17 protein-coding genes are annotated in these 22,183 nt (G+C 34.5%); 12 read left to right on the top strand and 5 right to left on the bottom strand.

Annotation, left to right across the window (positions count from 1 at the left end):
* Positions 1-19: 19 nt before the first annotated feature.
* The 4 genes from ES765_RS09880 to ES765_RS09865 all read right to left on the bottom strand — a co-directional run bounded on the left by ES765_RS09880 (position 20) and on the right by ES765_RS09865 (position 5,373).
* A complete protein-coding gene (locus ES765_RS09880) occupies positions 20-2,215 on the bottom strand; it encodes a PepSY domain-containing protein (RefSeq protein ID WP_138113729.1) in 2,196 nt (731 codons plus the stop codon).
* A 149-nt stretch (positions 2,216-2,364) separates the two neighbouring features.
* Positions 2,365-2,850 carry a DUF2271 domain-containing protein gene (locus tag ES765_RS09875; RefSeq protein ID WP_138113727.1) on the bottom strand — a complete coding sequence of 162 codons (486 nt, stop codon included), beginning with the start codon at positions 2,848-2,850 and terminating at the stop codon, positions 2,365-2,367.
* A gap of 113 nt (positions 2,851-2,963) precedes the next feature.
* Positions 2,964-4,463: an ankyrin repeat domain-containing protein gene (locus tag ES765_RS09870; protein WP_138113725.1), complete on the bottom strand. Its 1,500-nt coding sequence runs from the start codon at positions 4,461-4,463 to the stop codon at positions 2,964-2,966.
* 4 nt (positions 4,464-4,467) lie between these two features.
* Positions 4,468-5,373, bottom strand: coding sequence for a DUF6607 family protein (locus ES765_RS09865; protein WP_138113723.1), 906 nt, complete (start codon positions 5,371-5,373; stop codon positions 4,468-4,470).
* 114 nt (positions 5,374-5,487) lie between these two features.
* Here ES765_RS09865 and ES765_RS09860 point away from each other — a divergent pair, with 114 nt between their 5' ends.
* The 8 genes from ES765_RS09860 to ES765_RS09825 all read left to right on the top strand — a co-directional run bounded on the left by ES765_RS09860 (position 5,488) and on the right by ES765_RS09825 (position 17,240).
* On the top strand, positions 5,488-7,593 hold the full coding sequence (locus tag ES765_RS09860) for a TonB-dependent receptor plug domain-containing protein (protein WP_138113721.1): 2,106 nt from the start codon (positions 5,488-5,490) through the stop codon (positions 7,591-7,593).
* 38 nt (positions 7,594-7,631) lie between these two features.
* Positions 7,632-8,258 (top strand): HmuY family protein, encoded by a 627-nt coding sequence (locus ES765_RS09855; protein ID WP_138113719.1) that lies wholly within the window; start codon positions 7,632-7,634, stop codon positions 8,256-8,258.
* A 312-nt stretch (positions 8,259-8,570) separates the two neighbouring features.
* On the top strand, positions 8,571-12,284 hold the full coding sequence (locus ES765_RS09850; RefSeq protein ID WP_171017276.1) for a PAS domain S-box protein: 3,714 nt from the start codon (positions 8,571-8,573) through the stop codon (positions 12,282-12,284).
* Between the two features lie 24 nt (positions 12,285-12,308).
* On the top strand, positions 12,309-12,806 hold the full coding sequence (locus ES765_RS09845) for a response regulator transcription factor (RefSeq protein ID WP_138113715.1): 498 nt from the start codon (positions 12,309-12,311) through the stop codon (positions 12,804-12,806).
* A gap of 224 nt (positions 12,807-13,030) precedes the next feature.
* Positions 13,031-13,264: a sensor histidine kinase gene (locus ES765_RS09840; protein WP_171017275.1), complete on the top strand. Its 234-nt coding sequence runs from the start codon at positions 13,031-13,033 to the stop codon at positions 13,262-13,264.
* Between the two features lie 5 nt (positions 13,265-13,269).
* Positions 13,270-13,809 (top strand): response regulator transcription factor, encoded by a 540-nt coding sequence (locus ES765_RS09835; protein ID WP_138113711.1) that lies wholly within the window; start codon positions 13,270-13,272, stop codon positions 13,807-13,809.
* A 439-nt stretch (positions 13,810-14,248) separates the two neighbouring features.
* Positions 14,249-15,337: a response regulator gene (locus tag ES765_RS09830; protein WP_138113709.1), complete on the top strand. Its 1,089-nt coding sequence runs from the start codon at positions 14,249-14,251 to the stop codon at positions 15,335-15,337.
* A gap of 979 nt (positions 15,338-16,316) precedes the next feature.
* Positions 16,317-17,240, top strand: coding sequence for a Gfo/Idh/MocA family protein (locus tag ES765_RS09825; RefSeq protein ID WP_138113707.1), 924 nt, complete (start codon positions 16,317-16,319; stop codon positions 17,238-17,240).
* Positions 17,241-17,551: 311 nt separating this feature from the next.
* On the opposite strand, the gene ES765_RS09820 is transcribed toward ES765_RS09825, so the two are convergent.
* On the bottom strand, positions 17,552-18,280 hold the full coding sequence (locus ES765_RS09820) for a hypothetical protein (protein ID WP_138113705.1): 729 nt from the start codon (positions 18,278-18,280) through the stop codon (positions 17,552-17,554).
* Between the two features lie 380 nt (positions 18,281-18,660).
* Here ES765_RS09820 and ES765_RS21720 point away from each other — a divergent pair, with 380 nt between their 5' ends.
* The 4 genes from ES765_RS21720 to ES765_RS09805 all read left to right on the top strand — a co-directional run bounded on the left by ES765_RS21720 (position 18,661) and on the right by ES765_RS09805 (position 22,127).
* Positions 18,661-18,810, top strand: coding sequence for a hypothetical protein (locus tag ES765_RS21720; RefSeq protein WP_171017274.1), 150 nt, complete (start codon positions 18,661-18,663; stop codon positions 18,808-18,810).
* Positions 18,811-18,909: 99 nt separating this feature from the next.
* Complete coding sequence (locus ES765_RS09815) at positions 18,910-20,502, top strand: tetratricopeptide repeat protein (RefSeq protein ID WP_171017273.1); 1,593 nt, start codon at positions 18,910-18,912, stop codon at positions 20,500-20,502.
* A 3-nt stretch (positions 20,503-20,505) separates the two neighbouring features.
* A complete protein-coding gene (locus ES765_RS09810) occupies positions 20,506-21,171 on the top strand; it encodes a response regulator (RefSeq protein WP_138113701.1) in 666 nt (221 codons plus the stop codon).
* A 230-nt stretch (positions 21,172-21,401) separates the two neighbouring features.
* A complete protein-coding gene (locus ES765_RS09805; RefSeq protein ID WP_138113699.1) occupies positions 21,402-22,127 on the top strand; it encodes a hypothetical protein in 726 nt (241 codons plus the stop codon).
* The last annotated feature ends 56 nt before the right edge of the window (positions 22,128-22,183 follow it).

The raw sequence follows: 22,183 nt of genomic DNA, 5'->3' as shown, positions 1-22,183 counted from the left end.
TTTAACAAGCTTTTACAGACTAATAACAATCCATTTTTAATTGTCCGTTATGCTCAAGCTCAGCAAAATTAACGGTACTATTTTCTTCCAGTACCTTTTCTAACATATCAAGAACATCATGCTGCATTGCCAGTGAGCCACAAATCATAACGGTACCACCTATATTAATCGTGTTAAGTATGGTTTCTTTTTGTTCAGTGACTAAGTCTTGCACGTACTGTTTATTCTCTTCTCTAGAAAAGCAATTATGAATTGTTATATGTTCGTTTGTGGCAATTCCGTTTTTTAGAATATCATTATAAATAGCTGCTGATGCTAAAGTTCGGCCTCCCCAGAATAAAGAAATTTTCTTCATATTATTTTGCTCCATCATCCCTAAAAACGGAGCAATACCGGTTCCGTTGGCGATAAGTACCGCAGTATTAGAATTTTTCGGAAAATGAAAATGTGGATTAACATAAATGGCAGCTTCAATACTTTCTCCTATTTTCAAAGCAAATAGATACGTAGATCCACGACCTAATTTGTGTTTTTTAATGCTTAACAAAACCTCATCTCCCATTCTAGCAATTGAATAGTGTCGCGCCAATGCATTTCCATCCGGGAAAATGACAAGTAAATCCCCTGAGGTAAATGCTATCTTTCGCTTTGGTTTAAAGCGAAGTAGAAACGTATTATCTAGGTTTGCTTCAATACGCTCAATTAATTCAAAAGGTATTTTTTTACGCTTCTTTATCTTTACTAACGGACGTTCAATTGATACTTGAATACCAACCTGATTACTCCATTGAGCAACCCAAAGTTCGAGAGCATCAAAATCCGCATTGTTTATTTTACAAAGCGGTATTAGTGGTTGAAAATTTGAATTTACTTGTAACTGGCCATCCACTTTAATAGCAAACTTGCAATAATCAGGATAGTCTAACGAACCAAATCCTACTACTGCATATTCTATTTTATTCGGTTGCTTAAAGCTTGGAAAAATTGCTTCAAATTTCCGTGCATTGGTAGGTGGCTCACCTTCACCATACGTTGCCGTACATACAATAATGTGTTTCGCCTTCGCATAAGTAGTATACTTATTCAATTCAGTCAAATAGACTTTTTTACCAGCTTTACTCAATGCATTATAGAAACGTTGTGCAAAATCAAAAGAAGTACCCGTTTCTGAACCAACCAAAATGATGAATTCACAAACGTCTTTATCCGGCATATTTGAACTGACTTTCCCTTTTTTTCTTCGTTTCAGCGTCATCACAAAACCAGAATATATAAAGAACAGAATCGAAGCGGTGGCGAGGAGTAGAACGATAGACCATAGAACATTTCCTTCCCCAGTATGTACTACCCAGCTTAATCGGGATACTAGTACTACAAAAGGATAATCTCCACTACTCACTATAGCCCCCGTTTGTTGATTCACTTGAATCTCCCTATCCGTCATGGCAATTTGATAATAATCTTCTGGGTCTTCGGAAAAAGGAAAATCGACTTGGCGAACATCATCGAGTGTAGTTTCATGAAAAAATGGAACGTCCTTAATATGCTCATAAACTTTGTCTGAATATTCATTATTAATTTCTTGTTGCGTAAGTGCAGTATTAGGAAGCAAGTCAAATTTTTCCGCCGATAGATAAACTCCGGTAAGTGATAGAATGATAATCGGAATAAAAAACCACCTACTCAAAATTACATGGTAACGCAACTCAAAATAATCTTGCTGAACTTTAAAAAATAATTTAGTGAAACCACCCTGTCTTTTGGCAAGTAAGAACAAACCTGTACTAACAATTATAAAAAGAAGTAATGAAATAAGTCCGACGAAAAACCGACCCATACTTTTCAGGAATAAAGAACGGTGAACATTGGTCGCAAAACTATAGATATAGGGTCGCTCTTGCACTTCACCTAACTGCTCACCCGTGGTAGGGTTTATATAAATATCAAGCGTTTCCATATCCATCGTAAGTACGGAAACCTTTACAAAACCAGATGATTCTACTTCAAGCGCTAAAACCTCATCATACGAATTCTTTAATGCAGCAATAGTAGTGGCTAGTGAAACTTCATTAAGATTCTCGGCTGCGTACCCTTTTGCCTGATGAGAAATAGGCTCAACGGCTAAAATAATACCGGTAACAGAAGCTACTATTAAAAATAGAGAGGAAACAAGGGCAAGGGCAAGATGACTATACCGCCAGATGGAAATGGTCATAAAAAGAAGTTATATTAGTTGTGCTGTTGGTATTAAATTTTCCTTTTAAGCATACTCTTAGAAAAGAAATAGTCCGTTATAATTTACATGTTCCGAAATATCATTTCATAGCTATTCCGAAACATGTATCACTACTTTAATTGTTCTTTCTATTGTGGAAGCATACGCACGTAACGAATGAATCCTTTTCCTTCTACTTTTGTTTTTAAATTATCCGAAGTCAACTCAAATTGAATATCATCTGCGAAGTACCCTTGATCTTCAACAGAAGTTTCAAATCGCAGACTGTATCCTTTATCGATTTTATCGATTGGTATTTGTAATACAGACAAAGTACGTTCGCCCCCGCTTATGGTTTCGCCAGAAATAGCATCTATATTCGGACGGTTCTTTCCGTAAAACTTCCACCATTCGGTTATCTCACTATACCACTCGCTATCTTTCCCTATGACATACAAAGTCTCTTCATAGTTCTCTTCGGCATTAACAATCGAAACCACTATATAAGCACCTTCGCCACTATAATTCGTTAATTGAATAAGACATTTAACGGGTTGCTTATCTACTGTGGTAAATGCAGTCAATAATGACCCTGCTAATAAAATTACTGGAATAAATTTGATTAATTTTTTCATCTATATAAAAATTCGCTAACCAGTTAAAATATATCTGATTATATCGGCTGGTATTGCCATTATTAAATTAAATACCCACTCGCCTTTCGGCTGGCAAGTTATTGACTTTCAGACTACTTTAAAAAGCTCAATGAGATTTGCCCATTTTTTAATAATTCATTTTCACTTGCCAAATCATAAACCGTTTCTTCAAAATCGGTCGTTACTTTTGTATCAGCTCCTTTTGAAATAAGGTATTTCAACATCTCATCATTCTCGGCTTTCATGGCTGCCAAATGCAATGCCGTTAGTCCGTCGTCATTTTTAGTATTGATATCAATATCAATATCAGAAATCCTTTTTAACAACGCAAAATCATTGTTTTTGGCAGCAATATGGTACAATATATTTCCTTCAGACTGTGCGGTATTGAATGCAACCCCTTTTTCTTGAAGTAACTTCAATTTGGCATCAAAAGCTTCCGTCTTTCTAGTATCAAATGATTCTGCCAAATAATACGCAAGTGTATTGCCTTTAGCATCCTTTACTAAAATATCAGCTTCATTTTGTAGTAAAAATTCAACCACATCAGCTTGATTATTCTCCACGGCAAGCATTAAAGCCGTCTGACCATTTGTATTCGCTACGTTGAAATCTTTTACATCCTTAGAAAGTAGTTTCACTTGAGCCAATTCATTTCGAGAAGCGGCATTAAGAAATGGTGTATTTCCTTCTTCGTCCTTTTGATTCACATCTGCACCAGCAGAAAGAAAGAGTTCAAAAATAGCTGTATCCTTATTATTGCTCGCTAGTCTATGCAAAGGTGTACTACCTTCTTTGGTAACGATATTTGGTTCTAAACCTAGACTTTTTAAATAGTCATAAACTGCTAATGGATTACTAGACCCACGACCACCTTGCGTTGCAAAAAGAAAAGCATTACCACCTTTATTGTTTAGAGACTTATAATCAACCCCTTTATTAACGAGTAGTTTTAAGAAATCTATGTTGCCTTTTTTGGAAGCATAATTAAATATTCCATTTCCATCGTCATCTTTACTATCTAGTTCCATCCCTTTAGACAAAAAGAAATCTAATTCTTTCTCATTTTCAAGCGAAGAAGCCACCATCAGCAATAAGTTTGCGCCATGATTATTTTTCTCATTAGCTAGATTTACCCCTTTCTTTTCAAATGTTTCATATACAACAGGATTTGTTGAACCTGCGTTTGCTGCAAACGCAAGCGGTGTATATCGGTGACTATCTAAGGCCGTTACTGAAGAACCTTCGTCAAGCAGATACTTAACCAAATCAACATTGCCAGCATAACCTGCCCAATGTAAATAAATTCGGCTATCGTGCGTTTTCTTGTCAATAGAATTCCCTTCTAAGGATACTAAATACTTTAACACCTCAACATCTACTTTTCCCAACAAGGCAAAGGTTGTTGCATCAAAAGCATTGTCATTAAATGCCGTTGGATTATTACCTTCTGAAATTTTTTGTTTTACAGCTGCTATATCTGGATTCCCTTTCCAAAAATCTCGATTATGTAATTCATTCTTTTGTTGGGCTGTACTTACAAAGCTCACAACTAATAAAGCGACTACCGCTATTTGTTTTACTCTATTCATTTTCTTATTTTTTTACAAAAGATTCGATAACAGTTTCAATTTCGGTTTGTTCGTCATACTCATCATCAAAAAGATATTTGTACAACACTTTATTATCCACCTTTTCTTCTAGAGTTAAATTTTGGTTACGACCATAGACATCATCCCATTTTGAACGCACCAATGTCCATTTATCAGTATTCTCTTTCCACCAATTAGCCGCAGCGGCACATGTACTGTCATCCACCTTTACATACGTATTATATCCTTTTTCCTTTGCCAGTAGAACATCTTCTTTACCAGGCTCACGAATTACTTTAGCATTATCTTGATCATGCAACCAACCATAATCAGTAATTTCTTGACGGTTGCCACGAACGGTCAAATTATAATCACTTCTTGTAGTGTATTCACGTCTAGGCATTGGTGCATCGGCCGTATTTTCCCAATAGCTTTTTCCATCTACATGTACCCAAGTTGATGAACCTTCGTACCGCGGACTGTCATCTACTTGATACACTTTTTGTGTCCATTGCCCTTTTACTTCAGCCGCAGGTAATTTAGAATATGTCCACGTGTTATCTGAATTATAAGAATATTGATCTGTGTTCTCAAACAACCAATCTTGGCGCCAGTGTTTAACAATATAGGGCTCTGCAGGATTCCCCACTTGAAGTAAATGCTGAATAGAAAGCTTATCATCTTCATCGATAATTAATTGCGCCCATTCTAAACCTTTATCAATTTTCATTTTTGATGGTTTATACAGAGAATCATTACTATAGTTGAAGGTTTCTGCGAAGTTGAAGGTTACTTCATAACAACCACACATATTCTTAATTGCGTTGCGGTCTTCTTTCAATTTTTGTTTTTGTGAAAAGACACTTATCGAAACCAATAGTGCCAATAGTGTATGTAAAGGTGTTCTCATTAGGTATGATTTATTTTTTTTAGGTTCGGTGCCAAAAATAACTATTTTTATTTATTCTAAATAAGAATAGTTATTATATTTGCTCGCTATTAAGATTAATTCTAAATAAATACAATGCAATTTCGCTTTACGTCCCTCTTACTAATTATAGGCTTTCAGTTTGTCACTGCTCAAGCAGAAGATGAAAATACTCCCTCACAAGTGCTAGAAGAGGTAATTGTAACAGCAACACGAACGCGTAGACAACTATCATCTCTACCACTACCTGTGACCCTAATTGGAAAAAAGAAGATTCTACAGTCAGGTAGCATCCGATTAGATGAAATTTTAAATGAACAGACTGGTATTATAACTGTCACCGATGAAAGCGGATTTAAAGGTGTACAGATTCAAGGTATCGCATCCGACTACATACTTATACTAATGAATGGTGTTCCCCTTGTAGGTAGAAGTGCTGGTAATTTTGATTTAAGTCGACTTACTATAGGCAACATCAAACAGATTGAAGTTGTCAAAGGCCCGTCAAGTAGTCTTTACGGTTCTGAGGCTTTGGGCGGTGTCATCAATATTATTACCGAAAAACCAACATCGAATGTATTGAACGGAAATGTATCATACCGTATTGGTAGTTACACGCAACAAGATATTAATCTAGACCTAAAACAAGTTTTTAAAAAATTTAGGTATGGCTTTTTTGCCAATCGATTTTCAAGTAACGGCTATGACCGAGATAATGATACTAAAGGACAGACTGTTAATCCGTTTGAGAATTATACACTAAATGGACGCTTGTATTATGATTTTAATGAAAAGCTATCCCTATTCACTTCTGCCCGATTTTATGACCAAAAACAAGATGCTGGCTTTCCGGTAGATAGTATACAGTATGAGGGTGACACAAAAGAACGAGAATGGAACGCACACGCACGACTCGACCACAAATGGAATAAGAAACTTACTACTGCATACGAACTGTATTACACCAATTACACCGCCAAAGAGTTATTGGCAGACCCTATTACTACAGCTATTTTAAGTGATAGTGATTTCTACCAAAAACTATTTCGCCCAGAAATTCGTGGTAGCTATAAATTTACCCCAATTGAACAAAGTGAAACCGTAGGTTGGAAATCGGGAACACTTACAACAGGGTTAGGTTTTCAATATGATGAATTAAGCAGAACCTATTTTGATGAAACCGTACAATTTACGTCGCAATACCTATATGCTCAGTATGATTTTAATTTGATAGAACGATTGAATATAATTACTGGTGCTCGCTTTGACAATCACTCAGAATACAGTAATCAATTTAGTCCGAAATTGGCTATGCGTTATAAATTAACCAATGCTTTTGCCGTAAAAGCTTCAGTAGGTTATGGCTTTAAGGCTCCCGATTTTAGACAGTTGTATTTCGACTTCACGAACTCGGCAGTAGGCTATACCGTTCTTGGGTATAATGTGGTATTCGATAAATTACAAGAGCTTGATAAACAAAATCAGATTCTTGATATTCTTGCATCAGAAGATGATCTCAACACCCCTTTAGAAGCCGAAAGTTCTATTGGCTACAATATAGGTTTTGCCTATACCGAAGGGAAAAGCAATGTTGAATTGAATTTTTTTAGAAACGATTTTAAGAACCTTATCGACACACGCATTATTGCTCGTAAAACAAACGGTCAAAATGTATTCAGCTATATCAATTTTGATGAAATCTATACCACCGGGTTCGAAGTGAATTCGCGGTATAAAGTATCAGATTTTGTACATGTAAGTACCGGCTATCAGCTTTTATATGCTTACGATAAGAAGAAAAAACAAGATGTGGACGATGGACAAGTATTTATACGTGATCCATCTACAAGTCAGGCCGTAGCAGTCTCCCAATCCGATTATTTCGGACTCGTAAATCGCTCGCGGCACAATGCCAACTTCAAAGTGTTTTATGATATCGCTTCCGCTAAAACAAACCTTAATCTACGGCTTCTTTATAGAAGTAAATATGCTCAATTCGATACCAATGGCAATGGGCTTATCGATACATACGACACCAGTTTTATTGATGGATTCGTAACAATAAATGTAGCCGCTGGCAAAACTTTTTATCAAAATTTCACACTACAGGTAGGAGCAAATAATCTTTTGGACTATACCGATAACAATATCCCGACCATGCCGGGAATTCAAGGATACTTAAAATTAAATTATCAATTCTAACCTACCTGACAATGAGCAGGTTTTCAATTCCAAAACCCATGACGAAGAACATTTTTTTAGGAGCATTTTTAACACTAGTATTCACATCTTGCAGTAATGTCGATGACAACACCCCAGCAGCAGTGCTAATACAAGCAGAAAAAGTGAGCAACTTACATGCGCCACAAACTGGCGGACAAGGGCAACCCGTAGGTGGCGAATTTGCCAAGTTTGATTTTGAGACAGGCTTACCAACTACCAGCGATACCGATTGGGACATCGCATTTAGAGGAACTACAATTGCCGTAAATGGAGGCGCTGAATCTGGTACTGCCGAAGAGCCTGCCCGTAATGGAAATGCTGGTGTCGCAATAGTTACCGGAACTTTTGATAGTGTAACCTCTGCAGAAGGACTTACATTTAACCAAGATGCCGATGCATCATTCGCAATCCCAACTGGGAGTGATAACGGATGGTACAATTACAACCCTCAGACGCATATAATTTCTGCCATTCCTGGTAAAGTTTTTGTTTTTAAAACTACGGAAGGAAACTTCTCAAAAGTTGAGTTACTTAGCTACTATGAAGATGCACCGACAACGCCAGATGGTATGATTGATGCATCTCTATATTATACCTTTAATTATGTCTATAACCCAAATGAAGGGGAAACGACATTTAAATAAGTTTGTTTTAGTTTAAGTTGTTTGTACAAAAGCTCATCTAATGTAGATGAGCTTTTGTTTTTTTAATGCTTTATCCTACTTTCTAGTACAGTTTCAGGTCTGGTACGATATACCTAAAATAGTATTCTATTATTATGAGTAAGAAAATTCTTCATATATTGACAGAAATAAAGGTTTAAATATATATTAATTTTTGTATTTTTCGAAAATATTAAGTTTGCCTTAAATACAGTTCAGCGTATAATTGATACATATGAATACGATACTGATAGTAAAAACGTCGAGTTAATAGTTAATAAAATGAATACTGGTTTGAAGATACAATTACTTGAAAAAGCCCTAAAAATAGAGAAAGAAGCAAGGCAAGAGGCAGAGCGTATAGCTACAGAAAAAAGTATAGAGCTTTCCAAATCAATTCAATCTTTAGAAGAAATAGATAAACTGAGAACTGCATCAGAATCCATTGCAACCGAATTAAGACAGTTTATTAAAACGGCCAACGTTCCTGTTTTTGGTATCGATAGCAAAAGGCTTGTAAATGAGTGGAATCAGGCTAGTGAAAAACTTTCTGGATTTAAAAGAGCAGAAATGTTAGGCAAAGGTCTAACACAATATATTGCCGAAGACTACCAAGAAGCAGCACTAAAAATATTGGACGATGCTTTACTTGGAAAAGAGACTGCCAACTATGAGCTGCCTGTATTTACCAAAGAAGGAAAGCGTTTAGTGCTTTTATTAAACTTAAATACACGTCGTAATACTAATGGCGTAATCACTGGTGTATTAGGAGTAGGGCGAGATGTTACAGAACGAGCCCTTCAAAATGAAGAGGAAGAAAAACGAGCAGATGAGTTAGTTCTTGCCAACAAAGAACTTACTCTTCAAAATGAAGAGGAAGAAAAAAGAGCAGATGAATTAATTAGTGCCAATGAAGAGCTTGCCTTTCAAAATCAAGAGGAAGAAAAACGAGCAGATGAGTTAATTATTGTCAACAAAGAACTTGCCTTTCAAAATAAAGAGAAAGAAAAACAAGCAAATGAATTAGTCCTTTCCAACGCAGAAATCACTTTCCAGAAAGAACTTAGTTATCGTTCTGAAATGGAAAGTATAGCTCATGATTTAACGCTACTTATTGAAACGGTCAACGCTCCTATTTTTGGTATAGATAGTAAAGGACTTGTTAATACATGGAATCGGGCTTCTGAAAAAATTACTGGATTTACAAAAGACGATGTATTAGGAAAAAATCTGGTACAAACGTATGTCACGGAAGAACACCGAGAATCCGTAAAAAAAGTATTAGACGATGCTTTGCTTGGTAAAGAAACCGCCAACTACCAGTTGCCGTTATTTACAAAAGATGGACAGCCTGTATTGGTCTTATTAAATTCAAGTACTCGTCGTGATGCTAAGGGTGAAATTACAGGTGTATTAGGAGTAGGACAAGATATAACAGAGCAAAGACAAGCATCGCAATATGCCCGTAGTTTAATTGAAGCTTCGCTTGACCCCCTGGTTACTATTTCTCCTGAAGGGAAAATTACCGATGTAAACAATGCCTCAGTTAAAGTTACAGGTGTCCCAAGAGATGCATTAATAGGTACTGATTTTTCTAATTATTTTACCGAACCTGAAAAAGCTAGAACAGGCTATAAAAAAGTTTTTGACGAAGGCTCTGTCTCCGATTATCCATTAACCATTCTAGATAAAAAAGGAAAATTAACCGATGTTTTGTACAATGCCTCTGTTTATAGAGATGACAAAGGAAATGTTCTAGGCGTATTTGCTGCGGCTAGAGATGTGACCGCTCAAAAACAAGCGTCGCAATATGCCCGTAGTTTAATTGAAGCTTCCCTTGACCCCCTGGTTACTATTTCTCCTGAAGGTATTATTACCGATGTAAACGATGCTTCTGAAAAAATTACAGGTGTCCCAAGAGATGCATTAATAGGGACGGATTTTTCTAATTATTTTACCGAACCTAAAAAAGCTAGAACAGGCTATAAAAAAGTTTTTGACGAAGGCTCCGTCTCCGATTATCCATTAACCATCAGAGATAAGAAAGGGAAACTAACAGATGTTTTGTACAATGCCTCTGTTTATAGAGATGACAAAGGAAATGTTTTAGGTGTATTCGCTGCGGCCAGAGATGTGACCGCACAAAAACAAGCGTCGCAATATGCCCGTAGTTTAATTGAAGCTTCCCTTGATCCTCTGGTTACTATTTCTCCTGAAGGCATTATTACCGATGTAAACGATGCTTCTGAAAAAATTACAGGTGTTACAAGAGATGCATTAATAGGTACGGATTTTTCCAACTATTTTACCGCACCTGAAAAAGCTAGAACAGGCTATAAAAAAGTTTTTGACGAAGGCTCTGTCTCCGATTATCCATTAACCATCAGAGATAGGAAAGGGAAACTAACAGATGTGCTATATAATGCCTCTGTTTACAGAGATGATAAAGGAAATGTTTTAGGTGTATTCGCTGCGGCTAGAGATGTGACCGCTCAAAAACAAGCGTCGCAATATGCCCGTAGTTTAATTGAAGCTTCCCTTGACCCCCTGGTTACTATTTCTCCTGAAGGTGTTATTACCGATGTAAACGACGCTTCTGAAAAAATTACAGGTGTCCCAAGAGATGCATTAATAGGTACGGATTTTTCGAATTATTTTACCGAACCTGAAAAAGCTAGAACAGGCTATAAAAAAGTTTTTGACGAAGGCTCCGTCTCCGATTATCCATTAACCATTCTAGATAAAAAAGGGAAACTAACCGATGTTTTGTATAATGCCTCTGTTTATAGAGATGACAAAGGAAATGTTTTAGGTGTATTCGCTGCGGCTAGAGATGTGACCGCCCAAAAACAAGCGTCGCAATATGCCCGTAGTTTAATTGAAGCTTCCCTTGACCCCCTGGTTACTATTTCTCCTGAAGGTATTATTACCGATGTAAACGATGCTTCTGAAAAAATTACAGGTGTTACAAGAGATGCATTAATAGGTACGGATTTTTCCAATTATTTTACTGAACCTAAAAAAGCTAGAACAGGCTATAAAAAAGTTTTTGACGAAGGCTCTGTCTCCGATTATCCATTAACCATCAGAGATAAGAAAGGGAAACTAACAGATGTTTTGTACAATGCCTCTGTTTATAGAGATAACAAAGGAAATGTTCTAGGCGTATTTGCAGCGGCCAGAGATGTGACAGAGCTAAACGCTCAAAATAAACAGAAAGAAAAGTGGGTAAATGAATTAGCCAATACTAAAGTTGAGTTAGAGTTAAAGGTCGATGAAAGAACCTTAGAGCTAAATGAAGCTTTAAAAAAGGAAAAAGAATTAAGCGAACTAAAATCGAAATTTGTTTCAACAGCATCTCATGAATTTAGAACTCCGTTATCAGCAATTAATTTTGCTGCAGGCTCCATTAAAAAATACTGGGCTAAAATGGAGCCAAGTATGGTAGATAAAAAACTGAATAAAATTGAAGATCAGGTGAAGCATATGACAAAATTATTAGATGATATTTTAGTTGTTGGTCAGGCCGACGCTGGTAAAACGAGGTACAAACCTTTATATGTAAACCTCGGAGATTTTATTAATGAAATAATTGAAGAAGTTTATAGTTCACACGAAAAATCACACGAAATAGTGCTAATTGATCATGAAGAATTAAAAAACTCTGATATTCTCATTGATGAAAAATTAGGACGAAATATATTTATCAACTTAATGGGTAACGCTATAAAGTTTTCTCCAGATGCCAAAAAGGTTACTATTGAGTTTTCGTCTGAAAAAAACTACGTACTTATTTCAATAACAGATTACGGAATTGGAATTCCCCAATCTGAGTTTGAAAATATATTTCAGCCTTTTACCCGAGGAGAAAATGTTGATTTAATTCAGGGAACTGGTCTTGGTTTATCAATTGTAAAGGAAGCAATAGAAGCAATGGGAGGAAAAATAATTGTTACTAGTACTATTGGGAATGGCACATGTTTTATTGTAAAAATTGCAAAGAATTAAAAATTAAAAAATTAAAAAATCATCATGAATAAAATTTTAATTGTAGAAGACACATTGGCCATAAGAGAAGAAGTTTGCGATATTCTTGAAATGGAAGGATATACCGTTTTTCAGGCTGGAAATGGAGAAATTGGTTTTGAAATTGCTGTTAAAGAGAATCCAGACCTTATCATTTCAGATATACTCATGCCCCCCCTTGACGGTTATGAAATGTTTCAAAAACTACTGAGTAATGATGAAACAAGGGCTATTCCTTTGATTTTTCTTTCTGCAAAAGGCGAGAAAGAAGACATTAGATTTGGAATGAATCTAGGGGCTGAAGATTATTTAAGCAAACCAATAAATATTAATGATTTGGTGAATGCCGTTGAAAATAAAATTAAAAAGAAAATGATTTTAGATCAAAAGTATATTAATAAAACAGCAGCATTATCAAATCTTGTTGAAAACCAAAAAAGTCAAATAGAAAAACTAGAAAATCAAGTTTTAGAAATAACACAATTATTAAACAAAAAGATTTAAATATTGGCCAGCCTGACAATGGCACATAAGATACTACCTCTTTAAATGCAAATACAGGAAACGTTATTAAAGACCGAATTGAAGATATTTATAATCCCTATAAGGAACATAGAAAAAATTAAAAAGTACTGATATTCTCATTAATCAAAAGTTAGGGCAGAGTATTTCTACTACTATACGTAGTAAGGCTATATACTTTTCTCGAGATGCTAAATAAGTTACTATTGAATTGTGTTGCAAAAAGGTATGTGATTTTTTTAGTTACCGATATTAAAATTTTTGAATCAGCCCTTAAAAATATATTTCAGCCTTTTAGAAGAGGAGAAAATGGTGATTTAATTCAGGGAACTGGTCTTAGTTTATCAATTGTAAAAAAAGCAATAGAAGCAATGGGAGGAAAAATACGTGTTAATAGTACTATAAGGAATGGAACATCCTTAACTCCAAAATATAAATAAATACTATGTCTAAAATATTAATTGTAGAAGATACATTGGCGATAAGAGAAGAAGTTTGCGATATTCTCGAAATGGAAGGGTATAACGTTTTTCAGGCTAGAAATGGAAGAATTGGGTATGAAATGAGTGTAAAGGAGACTCCTGATCTTATTATTTCAGATATACTGATGCCCTCCCTTGACGGTTTTGAAATGTTCAAGAAACTACAAAACAATAAAAACACAAGGTCGATTCCTTTGATTTTTCTTTCTGCGAAAGGTGAAAAAGAAGATATTAGAGTTGGAATGAATCTAGGAGCTGAAGATTACTTAACGAAACCAATAAATGTAAATGATTTGGTGAATGCCGTTGAAAATAAAATTAAAAAGAAATTAATAATAGATCAAAAAATTATTGATAAAACGGCCGAGTTATCTCAACTGCTTAGATCTCATAAAAATGAAATAAATAGACTAGAAAATCAGATTATACATATGACAAAATTATTAGATGATATTTTAATGATAAATCAGGATGATGCCGATAAATTAGATTCAACTCTTTAAATGTATCTATTGTCTATTGTATTCCTAAAATAATTTAAGAGATATATCCTTTGTGCCTAAATCATACTACATGTTACTACCTGAGAACGTTTAGTTACTAAGCGCTAACATTCTCATTAATAAAAAATTAGGTTAAAACATTTTATCAAAATAATTAGTAACACAAAAAAATAGCTGCTAAAAAGATTACTATTGAATTTCCGCCAAGAAAAAGCTCCATCATTGTTTTGATTACAGCATACTAAATTGAGATTCAAAATCAGCCCTTAAAATTATATTTCAGCCTAGTACACGAAAAGTACATGTTGCTTTAATTTTGGGAGCACGACTTGGTGTATCAATTGTAAAAGAAGTAGTTGGAGGTAACATATGTGTGTATCGCAATCTCGAGAATGAAACCTCTTCACGAGTAATGGTTCCAAAAAATTAAATACAAATTATGTATAAAGTATTAGTTGTAGAAGACACATTGGCCATAAGGGAAGAAATTTGCGATATTCTCGTAATGGAAGGCTATACCGTTTTTCAGGCTAAAAATGGAAGAATTGGTTTTGAAATGGCTTTAGAGGTGAATCCAGATCTTATTATTTCAGATATACTGATGCCCTCCCTTAGCGGCTTTGAAATGTTTGACAAACTACAACGTCATAAAATAACAAAAGCTATTCCTTTGATTTTTCTTTCTGCGAAAGGCGAAAAAGAAGATGTTAGAATTGGAATGAATGTAGGAGCTGAAGATTATTTAACGAAACCAGTAAATGTGAATGATTTAGTGAATGCTGTTGAAAATAAAATTAAAAAGAAATTAATTATAGATCAAAAAATTATTTTTAAAACAACAGAATTATCTACTATTCTTTCAAACCAGAAAAACGAACTAGATAATTATTCACATATTATTTCACATGAATTAAAATCTTCACTAAGAAATATTTCAGACCTATTAACTTGGACTCAAGAAGAACTGGAAGAAACTAGCAGTTTTGAAAATTCTATTAGTAAGATTCAACTTATGGGAGAAAAGGTTGAAAGAATGGAGTTATTATTAGTAAAACTCGAACAGCACAAAAATATAACGCCTGCTTCTTTTAAGACTAACGCTATAAACATGAATACGATTGCAGAGCGGGTTATTAAAGAAATAAATAAGCCTCCTCATATCACTATTAAAATAAATAATGAACTACCCACCCTGTTTGCGGATGAAATTATGTTTGAAAAAGTTTTTGAAATTCTAATACAGAATGCTTTGGACCATAGTGATAAAGAAAATGGTTTAATTGAATTAGGATGCGAAACAACGGAAAAAGACTATGTTTTTTCAATCAAAGATAATGGAATTGGAATAGATCTAAAATACCAAGAAAAAATATTTAGTATGTTTCAAACAATTGAATCAACTAAATCTACAGGCATTGGATTAAGTATTGTTCAGAAAATTATCTCTCATTTTAAAGGAAAAGTATATGTAAAAAGCACCCCTAAAGAAGAAACAACCTTTTATTTCAACCTTCCAAAAACAAATTAATGATGCCTAAAATGTAGTGGCTAGACATCAAAAAAAATGGATAATAGTATATTAATTTATAAATAGTAGAAGTAGAAACTCCCAACCGAAAAAACATATCCTTTGTAAACTTGCCTATGTTTAAGAATATAAGGTTAACCTTTAAACTTATTACTTAAAAAAGGCAACTATCCCTAGACGAATACAGTAGTACACCTACTCCAAAATCTTAATGAAATCTTGAAAAACAATATACGAAGGGTTAATCATTAAAACAAAATCGAAAGGTAGGCTCCAATTCTCTACATACCTCCACCGTATAGCTTCTGTCATAGCTAAGCTTACTGCCCTTTTGTTTGAATTCGGTCGTGTATTCTCTTTTTTTAGATATATTTCAAAATTAAATTAAACAGCCAACGTGCTCTTACCTTGACGTCCAATCAAATGTTATACGTACAGTGTTTTAGGTACTGTACAATGCTAAGGCAGTTCTTCATCAATAGCATCGACTCAGAAAATAGTAGCTCCAAGCGCATCGAATAATAATCACTAAGTTAGCAATCTATACTAATATCTCCCAAGTAACCCACTACGCACAATTTGAAGAAATCTAAAAAATTATAACTAAAGAAAGTTTCATCTTGAACGCTATCCCATACTAATTAATGGTCAGATTATAGAGAAATGATAAATCGAGCACTCCTTGTAATCGTCGGTAGAAATTGGTCTCTGATACATCATTATTTATTTGAAAGATATTGAAAAGCTTCTGTTGATAATCCTTTTTACCCTGCATCCTAAAATTGATTATTAGTGCTGTCTTCAGCAAAGACTTGTGCACCAGACACACCGTATATACCGTATGGCTTGGTCTGCTCCTATTTGGAGAAATTCGTATTAAAACCCGCCACAGCGTATATACATAAACGTTAGCAAAAATGAACAAATAAAAAAATCATGGTAAATTTACAAACCAGTTTAATTTTTTTAGATTCGTTACATGTCAAATAAACCAAAAATAAGAATTGCATTAGTTGGATTAGGGAGTATTGCTCAAAAAGCTTATTTGCCAATTTTAGCAAATCACTCGAAAATCGAACCGATTCTTTGCACAAGAAATACTCATACTTTAAAGAAACTTTCAAATCAATTCAGAATAACTGAAGCCTATGCGAGTTTAGATGAACTAATTTTAGCAAAGCCAGATGGAGTAATGGTTCATAGTTCAACTGAAAGTCATGCACTTATTTTATCTAAATTATTAAAAGCAAAGATTCCTGTTTTTGTAGATAAACCACTAAGCTATTCACTTGAGGACTCTGAAAAAATATTAGAATTAGCCTCAAAAAACAAATTGCCTCTTTACTTAGGATTTAACAGAAGGTTTGCACCTTTAATAAAATCGTTATCAGAAGAACCAAATCCTATTCAAATAGGATGGCAAAAAAATAGAGTCGATTTAGCTGGAAATCCAAGAATTTTTATTTTTGATGATTTCATTCATGTAATTGATAGTCTTCGTTTTTTAGGAAAGGGATCAATCCAGAATATAAATGTTGTTTCTAGAGTTAAAAATGAAAAGCTCGAGAATATTCAAGTTCAATGGCAGCAAGGAGAAACACTTTTACTCGGTGGAATGAATAGAATTAGTGGTATTACCGAAGAAAGAACCGAGTATTTCACAGAAGGAAATAAATGGGTGATTCATAATTTAGATTCGGGAACTCATTTTACAAAAGAAGAAGAGAACACATTGAAATTTGATAATTGGGAATCTACTCTTCACAAAAGAGGGTTTGTAAATATGATTGAAGATTGGATAAATGTTTTACAAGAAAGGAAATTCACTCATGAATCAATTGAAGATATTTGGGAAACCCATAAGTTGTGCGAAACTATTTTAAACAAAGTATTGAGTAACTGATTGAAAGAAAAAAAATCAATTCAGATAGTCGAGCGGATGTTTGAACCATTAATTGACGGTGTGCTCCCCCCACACCACAGTAAATAAGTGTATCTTATAACTCGGTTAAATCTTAGACCCGTAACAATAAAGTAAGCCACAATAAAGCGGCAACTTTTTTGACTAAACGCCTTTATTTAAATATTGTATAAAACAGCCAATATGCTCTTAACTTGGTGTCGTAGTCAAATATAGTATGTTCACAATACGACTTATTTCTCTTTTAAATTTTTAATTGAGAACAATCCTAAATCAGAAAATTATGATGATGATTATTCAGTGAAAGAATTTTCATTATAAATATGTTTGGGTACATACTTTTTAACAATATAAGGTGTAATAACTTTAAGCGTTTTTCCATTAATTGGATGTAAACCAGGAGCAGTAAAATAATCTATTTCATCTGTATCCTTCTTATAATACCAGATCATAGGTTGACGGGTAGACTCATCAAAAAAGGCAGTAGCCACATTGACTTTCACCTTTTTAAAATTAGTGAGTTTTGCTAGATTTAAAGGTTCTATGTATAAGTCAGCTGCATTAGTACAAGTTATTTTTTTATAGTGTGTTTCTCTCCAAACCATACAACTAGTATTAGTACTTTCAGAAAGGGTGTCGTTACCCCTGTACCAGAAGAATGAAAGACCTATAATCACAACACCAACGAACCAAATAATATTCTTCCTATTTATAAAAATAGAAGCATCACCTACAGGTAATGCATTTACCGGTTGGTTCTTTATAAAATCACCATAATTTTCAAAGCTTAAATAATTACATAAAAGATGAATTGTATCAGGGTTTGGTTCTCCTTTCGATGTATCATTAAGAACATATTTATCATATGCCCGCTCTATAGTTCTAGCCGCTATATAATCAGAACGCTCAGATATTTCTTCTGCAATCAATTTTGCCAGGGTACTTTTCGCTTGTGAAACGCTATTTCTTTTTGCCTTGTCAAATGCTTTTTTTATTATTTCTTCTTTCCTATTGCGTTCCATTCTGTTAAAATAATGATTTTTTCGACGTTAAAAAAAACACATTAAATCTTCATAAAGCCCGATTTTAATAGTGTCGAACAAATGTCTACTACAAGTCTAAGCTTTGTCTAGACTAGAACTCCCATCGTTACTTTTCTTTGTCTCAGATTGATTTAGACTTTGCTTTGCTCCCATAGTCTTATAAAACATCAGTCTCTCGGAAATCTAAAATACGGTCAGTAAATAACCCGATTGAGAGGTAGGTTATGCACTACCACATTTGGATTTCTACTTCTCAAGCTTGGGAGACGTCCCTTCATTTTACGACGCGATATACATCGCAAAAAATCACTGAGTAAAAACTCGGACGGCCATTGGTATGTTCGGAAACAATTAACAAAATGAAGAAAATATATATCGTTTTACTTACAGTTATCCTCAATTCAGCTTTTTTTTCCTGTAATCCAGAAGATTTAGCAGAGAATGAAATTGAACTACAGGCTTGTTGTAGCGATGGTGAAGACATTCCACCTCCTCCTCCAACCAATTAATACATAAATTGTTTTTACATTTGAGGAATGAAACACATTAAATTTTCATTCCTCTTTTATTGTTCCCTTCATATTTTATTAGGATTATGTCTGTCTACTATGTCTTTCGCACAAACGAGGCAAGACAGTACACTCTTGTACTATAAAGCCATTGTAGACCCCGAAAAACCAGAAAATCTTCCGGCTGGAATAAATTTTTATCTTAAAAAAAAGCAATCCGCTTTAATTAAAAAAGATACACTAAGTGCTATACGAAATTTAAGATTAATCGCTATTGGTGAGTTTAAAATCGGCAATAGTTATAACAGTGAAAACTACATTGTTGAGGCCTTAAATCTCATCAAATCAATGTCATCGAATGATACCCTATTTAATGAAAAAGTTGGCCTTTATAATCAATTAGGTAGAATTTATAGAGCCTCGCGTAACCCCACCGCTGCAATAAACTCCTTTAACGAAGCTTTGGCAATTGCACAAGAAACCAAAGACAGCATCATTATTCTCAATAACAAGGCGAATGTTTATAAAGATGAACTGGATTACACTAATGCAATGGACATCTATTCGTTACTCTATGAAAAAGGTATAAAAAGCCAAGATAGTTTACAGATGGCCCTTGTACTAGACAATTTAGGCTACGTACAATCTAAACTAAACTTACCAGAAGCACTAGAAAACTTAAAAAAGGCATTGGATATTAGAACGCATAAAAACTATTTGGTCGGCTTACATTCAAGCAATAACCATTTTTCGGAATACTACTTAGATAGAAATGACACAGCTCAAGCAAGAGCGTATTCGAAGAAGGCGTTGGCATTGGCACATACCATAAATAGCAGTTCCCTTAAATTGGATGCGCTTTCACTACTTATGCGATTAGACGAAAACCCTATCGTTAATGAATATAAACGATTAACGGATAGTATCTCAGATGCCAAGCAACTTGCCGAAAACAAAAACGCCTTTTTAAAATATAACGTAGCCGAGGAGCAAAAGAAAACCCAAGCAAGCAAGCTGTTACAAGAAGTAGAATCTCGAAAACTCTTGGTATATCAATTCTTAGCTTTGTTCATTCTATTACTATTAATCGCTTCCTATTTTATCTATAGCTATCGATATAGAAAAGCAAAAATTGAAGAAATCTATAAGACCGAAACTAGAATCGCCAAAAAAGTACATGATGAAGTAGCCAATGATATGTATAAGATGATGACATCACTTGAGAATACTCCTGGAATAGAGAATGGAGTACTGGATGAAATGGAGAGAATCTATTCAAAAACAAGAGATATTTCTAGGGAAAATAGTGCTATAGACCTTCACCATAATTTTGGGCTACAGTTAAACGACTTACTGTTGGGCTATACTAACCAAGAAGTAACCATTGTAACTCGTAATCTTTCAAAAATTGATTGGGAAGCCGTTACAGAAATTAAAAAAACTGCTATTTACCGAGTGCTACAAGAACTGATGACCAATATGCGAAAACACAGCATGGCTTCTTCAGTCGCTCTTATTTTCTCGAAAGAAGGTTCTAAAATTGAAGTAAAATATCGTGATAATGGAATAGGATGTGACCTTTTAAAAAAAAATGGTCTGCAAAATACGGAATCCCGTATCGTATCGATTAATGGAACGATTAATTTTGAATCGAAGAAAAATGATGGATTTAAGGCAACGATAACAATTTAGAGTATGTTCAAAAAGGTTTTGATTGCGGAGGATATGGAAGACATCAATAAAGGAGTACACACCCTATTGACCGAATTAGGTGTGCCCGATATTCAACAAGTGCAATATTGTGATGATGCTTACCTGAAGATCAAAAGATCCGTATTGGACAATGATCCCTTTGAGTTGGTTATCACCGATCTTTCCTTTAAAGCGGACCATCGCTCCCAAAAATATCCTTCAGGTGAAGCGCTGGTCGAAAAAATAAAAAGCGAGTTTACTACCTTAAAAGTAATTGTCTATTCTGTCGAGGACCGATTGCAACCGGTAAGGAACCTTTTCAATAAACATCATATACATGGCTATGTATGTAAGAGCAGGTCTGGATTAAAAAACCTTACCAAGGCTATTCACGCAGCATACGAAAATACCACATACCTTTCTCCAGAGGTATCTAATGCGTTTAGTTCTACTAATAATCTGGAAATTGACGATTATGATATTTCACTTTTGGACAATCTTAGTAATGGATTATCACAGGAAGAAATTAGTGCCTTGTATAAGAAACATCATATATCACCCGCAAGCTTAAGTGCTATAGAGAAACGGCTTAACAAACTACGCATTCAATTCAATGCCAATAATGCCATTCATTTGGTAGCGATAGTCAAAGATTTAGGGCTTATTTAATACTCTATTTTTTAATCTTTTAAAACCCTTTACGGATTCCCGTAAGGGGTTTTCCTTTTAAGGACCTAGGTTTGAAATATGAAAACAATTACCCCTAAAAAAATAAATAAAAATCTACATCCTATTGATTTAAGGCCAGCCTACTGAAGAGGTGTTCGGGGGAACTATCTGATTTGGTAGGTTTGGCTTTTTAAACAAAACACCTATTGTTAAAACATTAATATATATTTATGAAAAACTCTATAGTAGCCTTTTTTATAGTATTTATCTTAATTCCTAAACTAGGTAACGCTCAAGACAAAGGTGCCGCTATCGCAGGAGCAGTTGGAGCCCTCGCAGCGATTGGAGTAGGAATAGCTGCCGTCGAGCAAATGAAAGAGCGTGCAGAATTAACAGCTACGGAATGGATATTGGCCAACAATCCTGAGATTAACAGTTTTTCATTAAAAACAATAGATTTCGATGGTAAAAAATTGAAGGATATGTCTTCTGCTTCGGTAATTACTTTTAAAATTCAAGAATTTATACCAAGTGATAAACCCAAATTGGATGGTAAAAAACAGGTATTACTTGGATTTACGAGCTATGGCTGGATTAATGAATATGGGATAGACTTTAATAAAATCAAATGGTTTTTACTTGATGAAGCAGAATGGACAAAAATGATGGTTGCCTATATTAAAGTAGCCTCAGGAGAAAATAACGACACAAATGTTCAGTCAAATTTGAGGGATGGAAAAATTGTAAATAAAGGGGTGAAAGTAAAGAGTAAAATGACCATTCCTTTTTATCAACTATCAGGAGATATGTATGTAGTAACAGATTATTCTAATGAGATGAAATTCATTTACAATGAACGTTCTCTAGGTATTTTCCTGAAGGACACGCAAGATTTGGTACAGATAAAACGTAGCAGCTTAATTGAGCTACATAAGTTCTTTTTTGAAGACAAATAAATTCTGTGCTATACTAAACCAAAAAGTATTAGTCGTTTCTATTTTAGAAAATCGTA

The sequence above is a fragment of the Maribacter sp. ACAM166 genome (assembly GCF_005771495.1).
Taxonomy (GTDB): Bacteria; Bacteroidota; Bacteroidia; order Flavobacteriales; family Flavobacteriaceae; genus Maribacter.
This window is presented reverse-complemented; position numbering and strand designations above follow the sequence as displayed.

Excerpts from the sequence above, each read along its gene's own strand:
- ES765_RS09830 (WP_138113709.1), top strand. The coding sequence starts at position 14,249 with ATGTATAAAGTATTAGTTGTAGAAGACACATTGGCCATAAGGGAAGAA.
- ES765_RS09865 (WP_138113723.1), bottom strand. The coding sequence starts at position 5,373 with ATGAGAACACCTTTACATACACTATTGGCACTATTGGTTTCGATAAGT.
- ES765_RS21720 (WP_171017274.1), top strand. The coding sequence starts at position 18,661 with ATGAAGAAAATATATATCGTTTTACTTACAGTTATCCTCAATTCAGCT.
- ES765_RS09825 (WP_138113707.1), top strand. The coding sequence starts at position 16,317 with ATGTCAAATAAACCAAAAATAAGAATTGCATTAGTTGGATTAGGGAGT.
- ES765_RS09805 (WP_138113699.1), top strand. The coding sequence starts at position 21,402 with ATGAAAAACTCTATAGTAGCCTTTTTTATAGTATTTATCTTAATTCCT.
- ES765_RS09810 (WP_138113701.1), top strand. The coding sequence starts at position 20,506 with ATGTTCAAAAAGGTTTTGATTGCGGAGGATATGGAAGACATCAATAAA.
- ES765_RS09860 (WP_138113721.1), top strand. The coding sequence starts at position 5,488 with ATGCAATTTCGCTTTACGTCCCTCTTACTAATTATAGGCTTTCAGTTT.
- ES765_RS09880 (WP_138113729.1), bottom strand. The coding sequence starts at position 2,215 with ATGACCATTTCCATCTGGCGGTATAGTCATCTTGCCCTTGCCCTTGTT.
- ES765_RS09845 (WP_138113715.1), top strand. The coding sequence starts at position 12,309 with ATGAATAAAATTTTAATTGTAGAAGACACATTGGCCATAAGAGAAGAA.
- ES765_RS09870 (WP_138113725.1), bottom strand. The coding sequence starts at position 4,463 with ATGAATAGAGTAAAACAAATAGCGGTAGTCGCTTTATTAGTTGTGAGC.
- ES765_RS09835 (WP_138113711.1), top strand. The coding sequence starts at position 13,270 with ATGTCTAAAATATTAATTGTAGAAGATACATTGGCGATAAGAGAAGAA.
- ES765_RS09855 (WP_138113719.1), top strand. The coding sequence starts at position 7,632 with ATGACGAAGAACATTTTTTTAGGAGCATTTTTAACACTAGTATTCACA.
- ES765_RS09875 (WP_138113727.1), bottom strand. The coding sequence starts at position 2,850 with ATGAAAAAATTAATCAAATTTATTCCAGTAATTTTATTAGCAGGGTCA.
- ES765_RS09820 (WP_138113705.1), bottom strand. The coding sequence starts at position 18,280 with ATGGAACGCAATAGGAAAGAAGAAATAATAAAAAAAGCATTTGACAAG.
- ES765_RS09815 (WP_171017273.1), top strand. The coding sequence starts at position 18,910 with ATGTCTTTCGCACAAACGAGGCAAGACAGTACACTCTTGTACTATAAA.